Here is a 16,291-nt window from a genome sequence, read left to right as displayed (position 1 = left end):
ACACAACTTCCCAAAAGTGACTTGAAGTTATGTGCAGTCTTACTGTACTGTTCCCTCATCAAAAGGCAGAATTAATTGAAGGAGTTGTATACTTGGCATCCCCGTTACGCTTTGAAAGTCATGCTGAACCGCATGGCCATTTTATCGGTTGGTTGTGGACTTACCAAATTGCCACTCCTGGTGTGAGATTGGGAATTGAGCCGACAGTCCGCTTAGATCGAGACAATGAACCGCAACCAGATGGAGTGCTATTAATCACACCAACATCTCAAGGACAGTCTCGTTTGAGCGATGATGATTACATCGAAGGTGCGCCAGAACTTGTAATAGAGATAGCAGCTAGCAGTGTTGCTATTGATTTACATGACAAGAAAAAAGTTTATGGTCGGAATGGAGTAAAAGAATATATTGTTTGGCAAATATTTGAAAGCAAATTAGATTGGTTTAGCCTCCAACAAGGCGAATATGTGTCTTTAGAAGTGGATGCAGATGGAATTATCAAAAGTCAAGTATTTCCTGGTTTGTGGTTGTCAATATACGATTTCCTTGTTTGCAATATGCAGCAAGTATTGGCTGTGTTGCAGTTGGGATTAAATTCACCAGAATATCAAATATTTGTGCAGCAGTTGTCTAGTCAGAATTCAGTAATCAGAATAGTTAAAAAATCAGGAAAATATTTGATGAATATTTTGGCATCAGTCTATTTTTTGGGGAATAAGACTGGCGCTTTTGGTTGCACTATCCCAAACAATCCAGCTAAGAGAATTATCTAAATCTTCAGAGCTGTTTGAAACTTTGAAATATAGCTTTTCTTCGCCTTTTCTTTCAATAGCAAAGTCGGCATTTTGAGCATAAACGACTATAAAACCTTTGTCTCGCAAACAATATATCGCCCAGGCTTTCAATGATTGCTTGTATGGTTCGTGTGGAATTGGCGGTTTTGCGATCGTGTCTTCAATTACTTTAAATATTTGCGTGAGTTTAGCGGTCATAGTAAATTAAGTAGTGTTTTTTAAGAGCCAAGGCAAAGGTCATTCACAGCTATATATAAAAAAAGATTGAGGTTTTTAAACTCACAAAGGTGGGTTATGCTTGTGTGGATGCGGTTTCCAAGCGTCGATTTAACTGTGTATCACTAACATCTGTTCTATGCATTAGAGCATTTTCAAATATTATTATCCCCAAATTTTTTTCAGATTTAGTACAAAACCAGGTAAAACACTTTCTCCAGAAATAGTTTGAGGTGATTTTAAAACTTCCACATCTTGTCCAAGACGATAAATTTCTACTTCCTGTTTTTTTCGATTTATTAGCCAACCTAAACGACACCCATTTGACATATACTCATGCATTTTTTCTTGAAGTTTTTTCAAAGTGGCAGATGGTGACATTATTTCAATCGCAAAATCAGGACATAAAGAAATAAATTTTTCTTTTTGTTCTTTTGTCAAACTATCCCAACGAGATTTTTCCACCCAAGAAACATCAGGAGAACGGTCAGCCCCATTTGGTAAAGTAAATCCAGTGGAAGAATCAAAAACTTCACCTAGTTGCTTTTGTTCATTCCATGATGCTAATTGCAGAATTAAATTAACGTTACTTCTTCCAGTTTATCCTCCCGTCGGTGGCATTATGACTAGTTCTCCTTGGGCATTGCGTTCTAGTTGTAAATCGGGGTTTTCTTCACACAACTGATAAAACTGCTCTCTTGTCAGTTTAAGAATTGAATTCAGGTTTAATGTCAGTGCTGTCATAAAAGTATTTCCCTTTTTTACTAACAAATAATTATTTAATGGACATCTGGATCGCAACGAATTTCAATCATAAAGCCATCTGGATCGTAAAAATACACTCCTCTACCAGTAGGACGAGTGACTGGCCCGTATGCGATCGCTATTTTATTTTCTCCGAGCACTGTCACCGCGCGATCGAATAACTGCGGATCTATATCAAAGGCTAGATGATATGCTCTAGTGAAGGTCTTTTCTGGATTAGGATCTGGTGGTGTTAATTTAGGTTCTCCAAATAAATCCAGAATTGTACCATCGGGGGTGATGAAGTTGGCTACTTTCCCAGAGGCGACTAGTTCCACTAGGGTTGCGGGTACTTCGTCGCCTGTGAGTTCGTGCAAACCCAGGATTGTGCCATAGAAGTAGCGCGAGGCTTGCATATCCTGGACGTTGAGGGCAATGTGATGCACTTTACGCAGATTTCCTGGCGCAAGGACACTATTCAGGGATTGGGTGCTAGATAGCATAATCAACAAAATCTCAATACTTAGATAGAAGTTGAACTTTTTTTTAAAGTTTACTATTCTTAATTAAAATCTATCATGGCCTTTGATTATTCTTTAGACTTTAAAAATATTGATTTTCGCCAACATCCTGAACTCTATCGTGTTGGCAAGGGTGAGCAGGGTGTACTTTTGGTTGAACCATACAAATCAGAAATTCTTCCTTACTGGCGGTTCAAAACTCCTGATATTGCTAGAGAGTCGAGTGAAAAAATCTACGATATTTTTCTTGATTATTTAAAGAAAGATGATTTTGTCGGTGCAGATATGGCACGGAAATTTATCCAAATGGGTTATACTCGCTCTCGCCGTTATGCTAATCATAAAAGCGGCAGGAAATATAAACAAAATTCGGAAGATTCAGGTGACAAAAAAGAAATTCTTCCTTATGAAGTAGACCCACTGAAAGCGGAATCAGCAGCAATATTTAAAGCCAAGTGGCTAGAAGCAAAGACAAATGAGAAATATCAAGAGCTTTTAGCCAAGCATAAGCAGATGTATGAGCTAAAGTAAGACACCATTAACTCTCAATTAAGCGGCTTTCGGAGAGCGTATTACGTGAATGAACCTCTGGGCTTTGCGAATGAGAGAGCATTTATAAAGTAAATCTTAAGTAGGGTGTGTTATGGCTTTGCGATCGTGCACCATGTTGTATGGCGGTGCGCGATTGCGCTTACCCTAATGTTTTTCGTGACAAAGCATACCAAAATATACGCCTAACACACCCGACAGTAATTTTATTTTCGCCTCTATTATTTCAAATAATGGTGCGTTACCGAATAGCCTGTCGTAGCGATCGCTCTTGCTCTAATCTAATTAAGTACAGCATTTCATTAATTCTTAACAAATTAAATTTTGCAATCCCCAGCAATGCCAATGCGTTTCCCTGCATAAAAAACGCTACGCTTTTACGCAAAACTGTACTAAGAAACTGCGTAAGCGTAGCCCGTCATAAATATCGCTCATTCACCAAGACTACAAATACTTCTGCAACAATAACCCCAACTTTTCCTTCGTCGCCGCTGGTGCTTTATCCAATTGAGTCAAAATCGCATGTTGCAACGCCGAATGCGCCTCACTCGGCGGCGGATTTTCACTCAGGCGCCGCACAGTTTCTTGAATCACCTTTTGAGCATTCACAGCATTCCGCAGCAAATTGCCAATCACTAATTCTACTGTCACACTGTCATGGTCTGGATGCCAACAATCGTAATCTGTCACCAGCGCTAAAGTTGAGTATGCAATTTCCGCTTCCCTGGCCAACTTCGCCTCTGGTAAATTCGTCATGCCAATGATTGTTGCACCCCAACTGCGGTAAAGATTTGATTCTGCCTTAGTGGAAAAAGCTGGGCCTTCCATGCAGACATAAGTGCCGCCGCGATGGAGAGTAACTTCTGGTAAATTGAGAGATGCGATCGCATCTGCCAACACACCAGCCAAATTCTTACAAATCGGATCGCCAAAGGCAATGTGAGCCACAATTCCCTCACCAAAAAACGTTGAAATCCGATTTTTTGTCCGATCAATAAACTGATCTGGCACCACCATATCCAATGGTTTCGCTTCTTCCTTCAAGGAACCCACAGCACTAGCTGAAATTAAATACTTCACACCCAATTGCTTCATCGCATAGATATTAGCGCGAAATGGTAATTCAGAGGGTAAAAGCGTGTGATTGCGGCCATGACGCGCCAAAAAGGCTACCCGTGTAACATCCAAAGTTCCCAGAATCAAAGCATCAGATGGTGAACCAAAAGGCGTCTCTACTCGCACCTCTTCGACATCTTTGAGGACATCCATTTTGTAAAGACCGCTACCACCTATAATTCCAATACTAGCTTGAGCCATGATTCTGAACCTGTTTCTTGCTAATCTGTTACACCACACAAAAGTGTATCAAAGACTAGCTAGAGAATTGCTTATTTAGTTGTTCGATTTAACATCTATTTTACTTTCAATTTCTACTTCCTCTAAAGCAGGTTCTTCAAGTGTAAACTCATCAATAAGCGTAATTATCACTGCCGCCGCAGGCACTGCAAGTAGCACACCAATAAATCCAAATAGCTTACCCATTACCAGAAATGTCACAATCACCATCACCGGATGGATATTAACTTGTTGACCCATCACCACAGGCTGAACAACATGGGCATCTATTTGATTCATTACAAAGAAAACTATCAACACAAATACTAGCTTTAGCGGTGAAATACTCAATGCTACTAATGCTGGTAAAAAAGCACCAATAATAGAACCAAAGTAAGGAATTATTTCAAATAAACCTGCAATAATCCCAAATGGCAAGGCTGAGGGAATCCCCAAAATCAAAAGTCCAAACGTTGCTCCAACACCCAGAAATATCATCGCTATCCCTGTCCCAAAAATCCAACCCCGCAATCTTGTCTCGCAAGCTTTAAGAATTCGTTTAAACTGCTGATGATGTCGCTTTGGTACTAATCTTAAAATTCCTTTCACTAAGGAATTAGGATCGTAAGCCATGTAAAGTGCTAGAATTAATGTCGCTACCAACTCCACAGTTAAACTTAAAGCTTCACCTAAGAAAACTGGTACTCCACCTAGTAACTGGTCAGTCAAGTTCCGTAATTGTATTAGTGCTTGGGAAATGTCCGGAATAAAAGTGAATTTATGACGCAGTTGCTCAACATCTCCTGTCAATCTATTGAGATAAGTTGGTAATGTTTTGATTAATTTTTGAGACTCAAACGTCACACTAGGTAAAACTACAGTAGCTAATACTACAATAAATCCGACGATTAATCCAATTAGTAGCAGAACAGCAACATCCTGTGATTTGACTAACTTTTGCAAAAACCGTAATAGCGTTCGCAAAATTAAAGCAATCAATGCTGCAACAATTAAAAGTTCTAATACTGGTAAAAGTTGGTATAGGATGTAGAGTGCTACAGCTACCATTACTGCCAATGGCGCACCACGAGTTAACTGCGACCATCCATTGTCTGTATCTCTGGGATTCGCCATTATTATCAATTATTTTTCTATTTGAATTTTCAAAATTCAGTGCCAGCGACGGCGCAGAATTTTTATCTTTAACAAAAGAGCAATATTGGCGTCAGTCGCCAGAATTCTCTTGCTTGTATTCTGTAGAACTGGTAGATAAATAAACAAGTTTAAGTTCTCCCACAAAATTGAAAATTTTCTGAGCCTCAATTTTTGGGGGATTTAGATCCGCCAATAATTGATTCTTAATTCTGCATTCTTCTTTAATAGCAGCTTTTGTCTAATTAACACAAGTCTAGTTTTTATCTCCTGTTTCAGCCTATATCAACCAAATAATAATTCTCTAAAAATAAATCAATTTTCTCAGAAAATATACGCTTAAGTCTCAAGCTGATGTATCTGATTTAACTAACTTAACTTAAGAAGTAAAACTGTCAGAAGTTATTTATTCATACATCACGCGCTTTGAAAAAATTATAGATAGCAAGGGCAATGGCTAAAAGCAACACTGCATGAATTAAATTTCCGGCAATATGAAGTGCCAGTCCTAATGCCCAAAAAGCAATTAGTACAACAACAATACCCCAAAGTATACTCAACATATATTTGCTTTGAGTCAAGTAAATTTTAATTTGTTCATATATTTTACTCCCTAGCTTCACTTTTTATCCCAGACTCATCGATATAGACAACTTTCACTTTCTTCAAGCAGGGCTATTTAAGCAATAAACGCTTGTCGTTTGCACTTGGAGTGTTGTTGAGTGCTATAGGTCTTTTTTTCACGTATAATCGATGCTTAATGTATACAAATATTAAGTATACGCACTCCTACGCAGGGAAACAAAGCAAGCGTTATACTTTTGGGAAAAGGCTTATTTTAACCCCTGCTTTTAACATTTTCATAAATCAATGAGTCTCAATTTTCGCTTTGCGGTAGTCAGCGACTTACACCTGGCACTTCCTCACACAATCTGGGATCATCCCAGCCGATTTCATCTGGTGGAAGTAAGTATCTCAGCATTTAAAAGTGTACTAGAACATTTAACACAACTCGATTTAGATTTCTTGTTGTTGCCAGGAGATTTAACCCAGCATGGCGAACCAGAGAACCACGCCTGGTTACAACAATGTTTAGCCCAGCTACCTTTTCCCGTCTATGTTATTCCTGGTAATCATGATGTTCCTGTGCTGTTGGCCGATAGGCAATCAATTGCTTTTGCAGATTTTCCCTACTATTACACGAAGTTTGGCTACGAAGATCCACAGCAGATTTACTACATTCGTCAATTACTGCCTGGAGTTAAGCTGATTGGACTAAATTCTAACTCCTTTAACGATCAAGGAGAGCAAGTGGGGTGTTTGGATGCCAAACAGCTACGGTGGTTAGAAGAGGTGCTGGCGGCATCTGGTGATGACTTAGTTTTGGTGATGGTGCATCATAATGTGGTAGAACATTTACCCAATCAATCGAACCATCCACTGGCAAATCGCTATATGTTGTCCAATTCAGCAGAACTATTGCAGCTGTTGAGGCGCTACGGAGTCAAGCTAGTGTTTACCGGACATTTGCACGTTCAGGATATTGCTTACTGCGATGGGGTATATGATATTACCACTGGTTCTTTAGTTAGCTATCCTCACCCTTACCGAGTGCTGGAGTTTCATCGGGATAACCAAGGTCAAGAATCGTTGCAAATTTTATCCCATCGCGTAGAGTCAGTGCCTGAGTTCCCCGACTTGCAACAGTTATCGAGGCAGTGGATGGGCGATCGCTCTTTTCCTTTCCTGATTAAGCTACTAACTCACTCTCCATTAAACTTACCATTATCACAGGCAAAAGAATTAGCTCCTGGTTTGCGCGACTTCTGGGCAACTATTGCCGATGGGGATGCGGTGTTAGATTACCCTCATTTTCCCCCAGAAGTGCGGCGCTATATTCAAACATATAGTGCATCACAGCCCAACCCAGGTATTGCCACTGCTGGAACTTTGACTCTGATTGATAATAACAGCACACTTTTGCTAGATAAGAGTTAAGAGTTACAAGGTAATTCAACACTCAGCACTCAGCACTCAGCACTCAGCACTCATTACTGATTTTGGCGACAAATTCCAAATGCTGAAGTGTAGGCGTGTAAAAAGGTTCTGCCACCAACAGGGCCGATTTCACCGCCACAGAAAAAGCCACCAACAGGAATATCGTTAAGGTAGCGCTGAAATAGTTCAGAATCGAAGTTGGGTTTACCATAGAGTCCTTCACCTCGTCCCAGACAGGAAAACATCAAGGCAGCTACGGCAGAGGGTTCAGATTCTCGCTGGTGTTGATAACTTTGCAGGAGTAATTCTAGGTCTTCAGCGGAGGCTTGGGCATCGCGGAGGTGAAATTGCAGCCTTTGACCAGGACGGACGCGATCGCCAATTGCGATCGCTCCAGCATTTGGATCGACTCCAAGAATACCACGAATTAAAAAGTCTCCTTGCTGCAAAGCCAGCTTAAATCCATCCATTGCTACACCAACAAACAGAGAGTGCTGTGCTAAAATGCGTTCTTGTTCGCTGAGACTGGCAATCAAATCTCGTAACACCACCAAAGGCACTTGCTCATCTAACTCTAGAATAATGTTGCGATCGGCTTTTGTAACTTGCAATGGCTTGCCAATCGGTCGGCATCCTTGGGCGACAATCGTTTCCAAAACAATATTGCCAGTCAAAGCTATACCAACAGTGCCCTCACGATACAAGTTTTGCTGTTTCTCGCCGTTAGTATCGTTACAAAAAAGGGCAACACGACCACCCATACCTCCACCACTAGCCTGTCCCCCCACGATCGTCGATCCTGGATAAGCAAAATCCAGCCCTTGCAACAAATCGTTGATTCCAGAGGCGAAGGAACTAGACAGCAAGATGAACTGCGGTTTCGGTGATGGTGGCACACCGATCAAATCAAGCCAAGCATCTGGCGAACTGTCTAAGTCAGGTAATTCTTCAGCAACAACATGAAAAACTTGAATCTTCACTCCTGGAAGGTGTGCTAAAGTCAAGCTAATAGCTGGTTCAGCTTCCAATTCTTGGGTTTCTCCGCTAACTGTCGTCCCAATTACACCACCACCACTACAGCCAATTAGCACAGGCACAGAAAGTTTTTCAGCTAACAAGGGTAACAGTCGGGAATACTCACTCGTAAAAGCAGACGAAATGAATATCAGTCCTAGATCCGCAGGTGCTGTTAACGATGAAACAGCTCGTTCCACCACATCTGTAACAGCGGCTTCCAGAGAATGACGGGTTGATAGGGCATTTGCCCACTGCATTTGGTCTGCCATGAGTTTTGAGCTTCTCTCTCTTTTTAGGCTAGTAGGTTTTGACTTTTTATTTTGGGAAGAATTGCATCTTACAAGAATTGATGCCAGCCCTTTGTCTCCTCCATCCCAAGAAGTTGGGGTTGTCATTCCCTAATATAGGCATCTAAATATATTGTATGATTATTTATCTATGCTACTAATTCCACAAAATCTTAAAAAATAAAGGTAAATGCATTATAGATGGGGTAGCTTGCCGTATTGGTTATAAATCAATAGGCTAAAACACTAACTTATGATCGGCTAAATGGTTAGAATGGTTAGTAATCAAGCGAAAAACTGCCATTTCTGAACATTTTCTATACTAGTATTAACAACACACAACGAGACTAAAGCAATGACCAACATCCAAGAAACAGCAAAAGGCGACATCCAAGAGAAAATCCAAGAAGAAGTGGAACAAGCGCGTACTGTCTGTGATATTAACGGTAGCAACTCACCAGAGTGTGCTGCTGCTTGGGATGCAGTAGAAGAATTGCAAGCCGAAGCTTCCCACAAGCGCCAAAGCAAGCCAAAAAACTCTCTAGAACAGTATTGTGATGACAACCCAGATGCAATTGAATGCCGGGTTTACGACGACTAGAAATTGAGATACCTAGATTTTCTGTTGTTTGGTTAGCAAACAACCAGGATTGACTAAAGAAGACGCCCAGAGTGGGGGACGCGGAAACTCACCAATATCCTCCACTTGCAAGCGTTTTATTTAAAGCCCCCGATTTTAGTCGTGGAAAAAAATAAACTCTTTATTTGAATCAATAGGCTTCTTCCAAAGAGATAAGTTGCGATTTTCATAAATTAAACAACAAATTACTTGGCAGTAGGGGCGTACAGATGTACGCCCCTATAAATTTTTTGTAATACTCGTGACTTCTAGTCATACGAGGTTCAATAAACTATTATCAAGAAGAATTCAGGATGAATTGGAGTCTGACTGACTCCTGAATAAAAAGGTTTAAAACCCCCTGCTTTGTTTAGCAGTCTCCAATCAGGGAGTGGTATAAAATACAACTTAATTTATTCGGACTCCTGACTTCTTTTTTATCTATTGTTTGAGAAAAAATATGGACTATAATATTTGGTTTCGACCTTTTGTTTGGATTGATTACCGACTGGCAGTATTATTCCTGGTAATTATTCCGCTAATTCTTCTGATTTGGGCATTTGTGCAAAAAGCGGAAGGCATACAACGCTTATTGGCTATATACTGGCGAGTATCAAGCCTGGTAGCAATCACGATTTACTTAATGATTGCCCAGTATCCAGTTAGCTTTATCTCTGGGTTGATAGCTCAGATTTTGATCCCGATTTCGTTGTGGTTCTGGGTGGATATCAACGACGAAATTGAGTATCAAACCAGTGGTTCTTTGAAATTTATTTTTACTTCTTGGCGCTGGGCGACAACTGTTTATTGTTTTTTGGGCACACTAGCCTTTATCCCTTTTTTGGGTTGTGCTTTTTCTGCCAATATGCTGAAGACTCCCTATTGTCGTGTCTGGTTCGAGGCTCCGTTACTATTCAAAGAATATTTTCATGCTAACAGCAAGGCTGAGTTCTTAGGTTTTCTTGGCATAACTAGTTTAGTAATTTATGTGCTTTACTTGAGCTATTTTGTTTTAATTAAGCTGGGCAAACAGGGACGTTCAGCCACACCACAGTAACCGTCGCTGCACCACCTTACTTCTACTGTTAAAAAAATGAATTCCATTGGTAAGCGACTGGAACAATACACCGCTAAACGCCCCCAAGAAGTCTTAATTGTAACGGTGGAAATTGCTGATGAGCAAGATACAATTGCTATTTTCAAAGGCTTTTCCAGTTCTTTAATGCGCCCAACGGCATTTGATGCAGATGTACCTGTTCTACCAGATGAGGCAAACATCCTCAATATTGACCGAGTAGCCAGTCCTTATAATCCTGAAGCACCCCATTATATTCAACAAGGAATTTCTTGTGAAGTTATGGAAGCTCTATTATTAGAAGTAGGTGTTTGACTAATTACTAATTCGTAATTCGGAATTTTGCTGTAATTAACTAAAATGCCTACTGCTGCTCAAGTAGCAAGTTTGTATCGTATTAGCTATCAACTGACGTATATCATGTTTCAGCCCATATACCTCATTTGTGTTGATAATCGGACTCGTAATATATACATTCTTGCTGGGTATGACGAAGAGATTGAATTTCAAATTTTACCCAACGGAGAGTTGTCTGATGAGCCGAATTAATTACGATTTAATGTCTGATATTGAATTGAAACAGTATTTTCTCAAGCATCGCGGGGATCAAGCTGCTTTTCAAGCATACTTGGACAGGATTAATCAGCGTCCGCGTAGGATTGTTGCAAGCCCCAACGATCCCGATTTTGATGAGAAGGTTCAAGCAGCGATTCGCCAAAAGCTAGAAGCAGCAAGAAGCAGTAGTCAGCAGGCTAATACTACGTTGGAGCAGACTGACCAAGAGTGATCTGTGAGAGCCAAAGAAAGGTTATCTACTTTTTTATGAATTACCACGACATTATTACAATTGAACCTGGAAAACGCAGTGGGAAACCCTGTATCCGGGGAATGCGAATCACTATTTATGATATTTTAAAGTATCTTGCTGGTGGAATGACTGAAGCAGAAATCCTAGAGGATTTTTCTGAATTAACTTCCGAAGACATCAAAGCGTGTCTAGCTTTTGCTGCTGATCGTGAGAAGAAGTTATTTGTGGTATCCCTGTGAAACTGCTTCTAGACGAAAATTTGTGTGCCCGGATTATTTCACGGATTCTAGATTTGTATCCTAATTCAGTAGAGTAATACAATTGCTCTGAAATTGAAAAGACTTACTGAGGAACTAGTTAATGAGAGATGACTTCAGTCCCATCACAAAGCAAATACTTGCTCGACGGGTAGGATATCGTTGTTCTAACCCAAATTGTCGAAAACCTACAAGTGGCCCACAAGAAGACGTTGGAAAAGCGATCAATATTGGTGTTGCAGCACATATTACTGCGGCTTCTGCTGGTGGACTACGTTTTGATCCAAATATATCCTCTGAAGAGTGCAAATCTCAAAGTAATGGAATATGGCTTTGTCAAAACTGTGGAAAATTGATTGACAGCGATGAAAAAAGATACAGTGTAAGTTTATTGCAAAGGTGGAAAAGCTTGTCAGAGCAAGCAGCGCTTTTGGATCTGGAAATGGATTCAACTTTTAATGGACTTCGCCAAAGTAACAGTGCCTCACAAGACTTTAAGAATGGATCTGGGACACAAGTTAACATCGGTAATACAACTATTGGGCATAAAACTGTGTATAATCAGCACGCGTCAGAGTTTGTTTACGAGGTAAAGAAAGAAAATGGTGTTCAAATTAAAACTACTTATCGGATAAATCCTGTAACTGGTGCGCGTGTAATCGTTGGTCAAGAACTTGCCTAGCTCTAGCGACAGCAGCATAATAACCCCAATTTACACCGACCCTTAATTTAAAAAATGTCCCGTTCTGGATACACACTACCAGTATTTGCGTGCGCTGCTGCTATTGCAGCTTTACATTGGTTACGCGATCGCCAACCCCTAAGCATAGCATCACTAGATTTGATTGAACCCGCTCAAATTGCAGAAATCCCCATTGAACAGGTAGCAGGATTATCTGAAAGTATAGCTTTAGCAATCACCCGTAGTGACCCTGGTGATAATCTTGACCTGACCAAAGATACACCAATTTGGGCGCTGGTGGAGTGGAGGGAAGCAGGGGAGGCAGTAATTATTAAAGGAGGGGAAGGGATTGGTAGGCAGATAAACGCTGATGACAAGCCTGCTATTTATGCTTACGCTCAAAGGCTGTTGCAACAGAATTTGCAAAGAATGTTATCACCGGGGGAAAAAATCACGGTGACGATTATTCTACCCGAAGGGCGATCGCTTGCTGTTCGGACTTCAAATTCTGCCTTTGGTGTTGTTGAAGGACTTTCTCTTTTAGGCACAACCGGCATTTCTCAACCTTTGAGTACACCAGATCAGCTTGCAGTTTTTCGGGCTGAACTACAAAATAAAGCCAGTAGTTTTGAGAGTCTAGTATTCTGTATCGGGGAAAATGGCCTAGATTTGGCGCGTAAACTAGGGATTAATCCCGAACAATTGGTCAAAACTGCTAACTGGCTTGGCCCAATGTTAGTAGAAGCTGATGTGCTGGGTGTAAAAGAAATCTTATTATTTGGCTATCACGGTAAGCTAATAAAACTGGCTGGAGGAATTTTTCACACCCATCACTACTTGGCTGATGGACGGCGGGAAATTTTGGCAGCGCACTGTGCGATCGCAGGTTTAAAATTACCAGATATCCAGGCTGTATTTAACAGTGCAACTGCTGAAGCAGCACTAACATACTTAAAATCGTTAGATGCTGCAACTGGTAATAATTGGGTAAATAAAGTTTACAGTGCGATCGCCGAAACTATCGATGTTCGTGCCCAAGAATACATCCAAAGTCATAGCGAAAGTGGCAAAAAAGTAACAGTCTGTGGCTCTATTCTCTTCGATCGCGATCGCAAAATTATCGTGAAGAGTAAAACTGCTGGTCTGTTGATAGGAAAATTATGTTAATTTATTATGAATAATCGTAAACAATCCAAAAAAATAATCCTTTAAGTAACCACTCTAGGGTAGATTTATCGTTTTAATACCATCTCCAACTCCGGGGTTTGACAAACGCACGTAAACTAGCGTTTGTCAAGGCTTTCTATACCATTATCAGCCTATCCAGGCTGATTAATAGCATCACCATAGACCACAAAGCATCTATTTATCCTTAACAGATATAACACTCCCGTCATGAATACAGCGGTGACTCTACCAACAGAACAAGCGCCCCAAACATTGGAAAATTTTGGGCGTCTCGATCGCCAATTGATTGTAATTCTAGATTTTGGCTCTCAATATTCTGAGCTGATTGCCCGTCGCATCCGCGAAACTCAAGTATACTCCGAAGTTTTATCCTATCGCACTACTTCTGAACATTTGCGCCAACTTAATCCCAAGGGAATCATTCTCTCAGGTGGCCCAAGTTCAGTTTATGGTGATAACGCTCCCCATTGTGACTCAGAAATCTGGAATTTGGGAATACCCATTTTGGGTGTTTGCTATGGGATGCAGTTGATGGTAAATCAACTCGGTGGGGAAGTGGCAAAGGCCGATCGAGGTGAATACGGCAAAGCCTCATTATATATTGATGATCCCACAGATTTGCTTACTAATGTTGAAGATGGCACTACCATGTGGATGAGTCATGGAGACTCAGTTATCCAAATGCCATCAGGATTTGAATTGCTAGCACATACAGAAAATACTCCCTGTGCTGCCATTGCTGACCACGAAAGAAAACTTTACGGCGTTCAGTTCCATCCAGAGGTGGTACATTCTCTTGGTGGTATAGCATTAATCCGTAATTTTGTCTACCATATCTGCGATTGCGAACCTACTTGGACAACAGCGGCTTTTGTCGAAGAGGCAATTCGAGAAATTCGCGCCAGAGTTGGCGATAAGCGGGTGCTGTTAGCGCTGTCTGGTGGAGTGGATTCTTCTACCTTGGCTTTCTTGTTATACAAAGCAATTGGTGAGCAACTGACTTGTGTGTTTATCGATCAAGGCTTTATGCGGAAATATGAGCCAGAGCGATTGGTAAAGCTGTTTCAAGAGCAGTTTCACATTCCTGTTGAATATGTTAACGCCCGCGATCGCTTTTTGGCTAAAGTTGCTGGGATTACAGATCCTGAAGAAAAACGCCGCCGCATCGGACACGAATTTATCAGTGTATTTGAGGAAACATCCAAGCGCCTCGGTCACTTTGACTATCTAGCTCAAGGGACTCTTTATCCAGATGTGATCGAATCTGCAGACACCAACGTTGATCCCCAAACTGGTGAGCGGGTAGCGGTGAAAATTAAGAGTCATCACAATGTTGGCGGTTTGCCCAAAGACCTAAGATTTAAATTAGTGGAACCACTGCGGAAACTATTTAAAGATGAAGTCCGTAAACTTGGACGTTCCATTGGTTTACCAGAAGAAATTGTTCAACGGCAACCTTTTCCTGGGCCTGGTTTAGCAATTCGTATTCTGGGGGAAGTTACATCTGAGCGGTTAAATATTTTGCGCGATGCCGATTTGATTGTGCGGCAAGAAATTAACCAACGCGGTATGTATCATGATTTCTGGCAAGCATTTGCTGTATTGCTGCCAATTCGTAGTGTTGGCGTTATGGGAGATCAACGTACTTACGCCTACCCCATTGTTTTGCGGATTGTTACCAGTGAAGATGGCATGACTGCTGATTGGGCGAGAGTGCCTTATGATGTCCTGGAAGTGATTTCTACTCGAATTGTGAATGAGGTAAAAGGCGTGAATCGGGTGGTTTATGACATCACCTCTAAACCGCCTGGAACCATTGAATGGGAGTAATCAAGTTTTGATTTGACTTAATTAAAAGCTGATTACTCTTTACTACGGTTCAGATTACTTGCAGGAGTTTAGATTCATATACAGCAGTTTGCAAGTTAATAGTTAGGTGTATTACTTCTGACTCCTAATTCCTGACTGGACCTGGAGCGTCTTCGGCTCCGTTTCAATAAGCTTGAGTTAAGCGTTATTGGTGTAGATAATTGGTCTTGAAAGACGCGATGAATTACGCCTCTACATCTAGGTTTTGAGCTTATCTGAACTGTAGTGATTTAAAAATGACAATGCCGACCTGACTCGTTTTAAGACTCGGCATTGTCTATTTTTTTGACTTTTTTCAAGCTCCATCCAAATCCAAACTTGTTAGTAATAAAGCAGTCAGTAGTTAGCAAGATTATTGAGTGAACTTAAACTATTCGTTAAAGTTAATTTTGATATGTAAAGGAATTTAAACATTAACATAATTTTATCCAGTCAATAATTATAAATGCCAGTGAATAATTAAGCATCAATTCGATGGTGACTAGACAAATTGAGTTATTTTCTAGGAAAATCGGCGCGCTCGCAGTAAAATTACCAATGGTATGGTGACAGACAAAAAAACAAACAGCTCATTGGAAATATATATCATTCGATCAACGTTAATGGAGATGTTATGGAACCTGCTCTTCCCCTTGCTGGCTTAAACATCCTCGTAGTTGATGATGATGATGATAGCCGCTTTTACATTACTACTGTGTTGGAAGCTGATGGAGCCACCATAATGGCAGTTGCATCGGCAGTGATAGCATTGAAAGTATTACCTGAGTTGCAACCAGATGTATTGATTTGTGATATTGCGATGCCTGATGAAGATGGCTACACCCTTATCCGCAAGATCCGGGCAATAAAGCCCGATATTTATGAAAAACTTCCTGCGATCGCCTTAACTGCTTATGGTGATAGCGAGTATCGTAGCCGTGCTTTAGAAGCGGGTTTTCAGACTCATGTGGCTAAACCTGTCGATCCAGGAGAACTAGTTGCGATTGTTGCACAATTGGTTGCTTCTTATAAGAGTTAATACAAAGATGCAGTTATTTGTCGGTTCTTATTTGTTATTTGCCTCATCTAAAAGTGAATTGGTTATTTGACAGTTACAGGTTTGTTTGGGTGTAAACCCGATCGTACTTATACCAGTTCTCCATGAAGATGCACTAAATTAGTAGAAGCAGAAACAAGGTGT

Annotated in this window: 18 protein-coding genes and 2 pseudogenes; 13 read left to right on the top strand and 7 right to left on the bottom strand. The window is 40.7% G+C overall.

Features of this window, described 5'->3' with window-relative positions; genetic code table 11:
* Nucleotides 1-59: 59 nt before the first annotated feature.
* Nucleotides 60-635: pseudogene (locus ACFE93_RS30125) on the top strand (Uma2 family endonuclease); the annotation flags it as partial.
* A 60-nt stretch (nt 636-695) separates the two neighbouring features.
* Here the strand turns inward: ACFE93_RS30125 and ACFE93_RS30120 are convergent.
* From ACFE93_RS30120 to ACFE93_RS30110, 3 genes and pseudogenes are all read right to left on the bottom strand, one after another.
* Nucleotides 696-992 (bottom strand): hypothetical protein, encoded by a 297-nt coding sequence (locus tag ACFE93_RS30120; protein WP_375479061.1) that lies wholly within the window; start codon nt 990-992, stop codon nt 696-698.
* Between the two features lie 183 nt (nt 993-1,175).
* Nucleotides 1,176-1,754: pseudogene (locus ACFE93_RS30115) on the bottom strand (Uma2 family endonuclease).
* A 35-nt stretch (nt 1,755-1,789) separates the two neighbouring features.
* Nucleotides 1,790-2,257, bottom strand: coding sequence for a VOC family protein (locus tag ACFE93_RS30110; protein WP_375479059.1), 468 nt, complete (start codon nt 2,255-2,257; stop codon nt 1,790-1,792).
* Nucleotides 2,258-2,332: 75 nt separating this feature from the next.
* Here ACFE93_RS30110 and ACFE93_RS30105 point away from each other — a divergent pair, with 75 nt between their 5' ends.
* Nucleotides 2,333-2,806: a DUF4385 domain-containing protein gene (locus ACFE93_RS30105; RefSeq protein ID WP_375479057.1), complete on the top strand. Its 474-nt coding sequence runs from the start codon at nt 2,333-2,335 to the stop codon at nt 2,804-2,806.
* Nucleotides 2,807-3,268: 462 nt separating this feature from the next.
* Here ACFE93_RS30105 and ACFE93_RS30100 read toward each other — a convergent pair whose 3' ends face one another.
* The 3 genes from ACFE93_RS30100 to ACFE93_RS30090 form a co-directional block, all read right to left on the bottom strand.
* Nucleotides 3,269-4,141, bottom strand: coding sequence for an S-methyl-5'-thioadenosine phosphorylase (locus ACFE93_RS30100; protein WP_375479055.1), 873 nt, complete (start codon nt 4,139-4,141; stop codon nt 3,269-3,271).
* A gap of 75 nt (nt 4,142-4,216) precedes the next feature.
* Complete coding sequence (locus tag ACFE93_RS30095; RefSeq protein ID WP_375479053.1) at nt 4,217-5,293, bottom strand: AI-2E family transporter; 1,077 nt, start codon at nt 5,291-5,293, stop codon at nt 4,217-4,219.
* A gap of 428 nt (nt 5,294-5,721) precedes the next feature.
* The gene (locus ACFE93_RS30090) at nt 5,722-5,874 is read right to left on the bottom strand and encodes a lmo0937 family membrane protein (RefSeq protein WP_096607063.1); all 153 of its coding nucleotides are present in this window, start codon (nt 5,872-5,874) and stop codon (nt 5,722-5,724) included.
* A gap of 307 nt (nt 5,875-6,181) precedes the next feature.
* Between ACFE93_RS30090 and ACFE93_RS30085 the strand changes: the two genes are divergently transcribed.
* Nucleotides 6,182-7,309: a metallophosphoesterase family protein gene (locus ACFE93_RS30085; protein WP_375479051.1), complete on the top strand. Its 1,128-nt coding sequence runs from the start codon at nt 6,182-6,184 to the stop codon at nt 7,307-7,309.
* A gap of 53 nt (nt 7,310-7,362) precedes the next feature.
* Here ACFE93_RS30085 and ACFE93_RS30080 read toward each other — a convergent pair whose 3' ends face one another.
* Entirely contained in the window at nt 7,363-8,595 is a 1,233-nt protein-coding gene (locus tag ACFE93_RS30080) for an FIST N-terminal domain-containing protein (protein WP_375479049.1), read from the bottom strand.
* A gap of 373 nt (nt 8,596-8,968) precedes the next feature.
* Between ACFE93_RS30080 and ACFE93_RS30075 the strand changes: the two genes are divergently transcribed.
* From ACFE93_RS30075 to ACFE93_RS30030, 10 genes are all read left to right on the top strand, one after another.
* Entirely contained in the window at nt 8,969-9,214 is a 246-nt protein-coding gene (locus tag ACFE93_RS30075; RefSeq protein WP_069074399.1) for a Calvin cycle protein CP12, read from the top strand.
* A 478-nt stretch (nt 9,215-9,692) separates the two neighbouring features.
* Nucleotides 9,693-10,289 carry a DUF3177 family protein gene (locus tag ACFE93_RS30070; protein ID WP_335084839.1) on the top strand — a complete coding sequence of 199 codons (597 nt, stop codon included), beginning with the start codon at nt 9,693-9,695 and terminating at the stop codon, nt 10,287-10,289.
* Between the two features lie 36 nt (nt 10,290-10,325).
* The gene (locus ACFE93_RS30065; protein ID WP_375479046.1) at nt 10,326-10,622 is read left to right on the top strand and encodes a hypothetical protein; all 297 of its coding nucleotides are present in this window, start codon (nt 10,326-10,328) and stop codon (nt 10,620-10,622) included.
* 45 nt (nt 10,623-10,667) lie between these two features.
* Nucleotides 10,668-10,856: a DUF6888 family protein gene (locus ACFE93_RS30060; RefSeq protein ID WP_335191869.1), complete on the top strand. Its 189-nt coding sequence runs from the start codon at nt 10,668-10,670 to the stop codon at nt 10,854-10,856.
* Complete coding sequence (locus ACFE93_RS30055) at nt 10,843-11,094, top strand: DUF6887 family protein (protein WP_375479044.1); 252 nt, start codon at nt 10,843-10,845, stop codon at nt 11,092-11,094. The genes ACFE93_RS30060 and ACFE93_RS30055 overlap by 14 nt, the downstream gene beginning before the upstream one ends.
* Before the next feature lie 35 nt (nt 11,095-11,129).
* Entirely contained in the window at nt 11,130-11,354 is a 225-nt protein-coding gene (locus ACFE93_RS30050; protein ID WP_375479042.1) for a DUF433 domain-containing protein, read from the top strand.
* 121 nt (nt 11,355-11,475) lie between these two features.
* Nucleotides 11,476-12,054, top strand: coding sequence for a hypothetical protein (locus ACFE93_RS30045; RefSeq protein WP_375479040.1), 579 nt, complete (start codon nt 11,476-11,478; stop codon nt 12,052-12,054).
* Nucleotides 12,055-12,108: 54 nt separating this feature from the next.
* On the top strand, nt 12,109-13,221 hold the full coding sequence (gene cbiD / locus ACFE93_RS30040) for a cobalt-precorrin-5B (C(1))-methyltransferase CbiD (RefSeq protein ID WP_375479038.1): 1,113 nt from the start codon (nt 12,109-12,111) through the stop codon (nt 13,219-13,221).
* 228 nt (nt 13,222-13,449) lie between these two features.
* Nucleotides 13,450-15,072: a glutamine-hydrolyzing GMP synthase gene (guaA, locus tag ACFE93_RS30035; protein ID WP_375479036.1), complete on the top strand. Its 1,623-nt coding sequence runs from the start codon at nt 13,450-13,452 to the stop codon at nt 15,070-15,072.
* Nucleotides 15,073-15,724: 652 nt separating this feature from the next.
* Nucleotides 15,725-16,129, top strand: coding sequence for a response regulator (locus ACFE93_RS30030; protein WP_375479034.1), 405 nt, complete (start codon nt 15,725-15,727; stop codon nt 16,127-16,129).
* The last annotated feature ends 162 nt before the right edge of the window (nt 16,130-16,291 follow it).

This window comes from uncultured Nostoc sp., assembly GCF_964247315.1.
In the GTDB taxonomy this organism is placed as follows: Bacteria; Cyanobacteriota; Cyanobacteriia; order Cyanobacteriales; family Nostocaceae; genus Nostoc.
The sequence above is the reverse complement of the archived record's forward strand: the minus strand, read 5'-3'. Positions and strand labels throughout refer to the sequence as shown.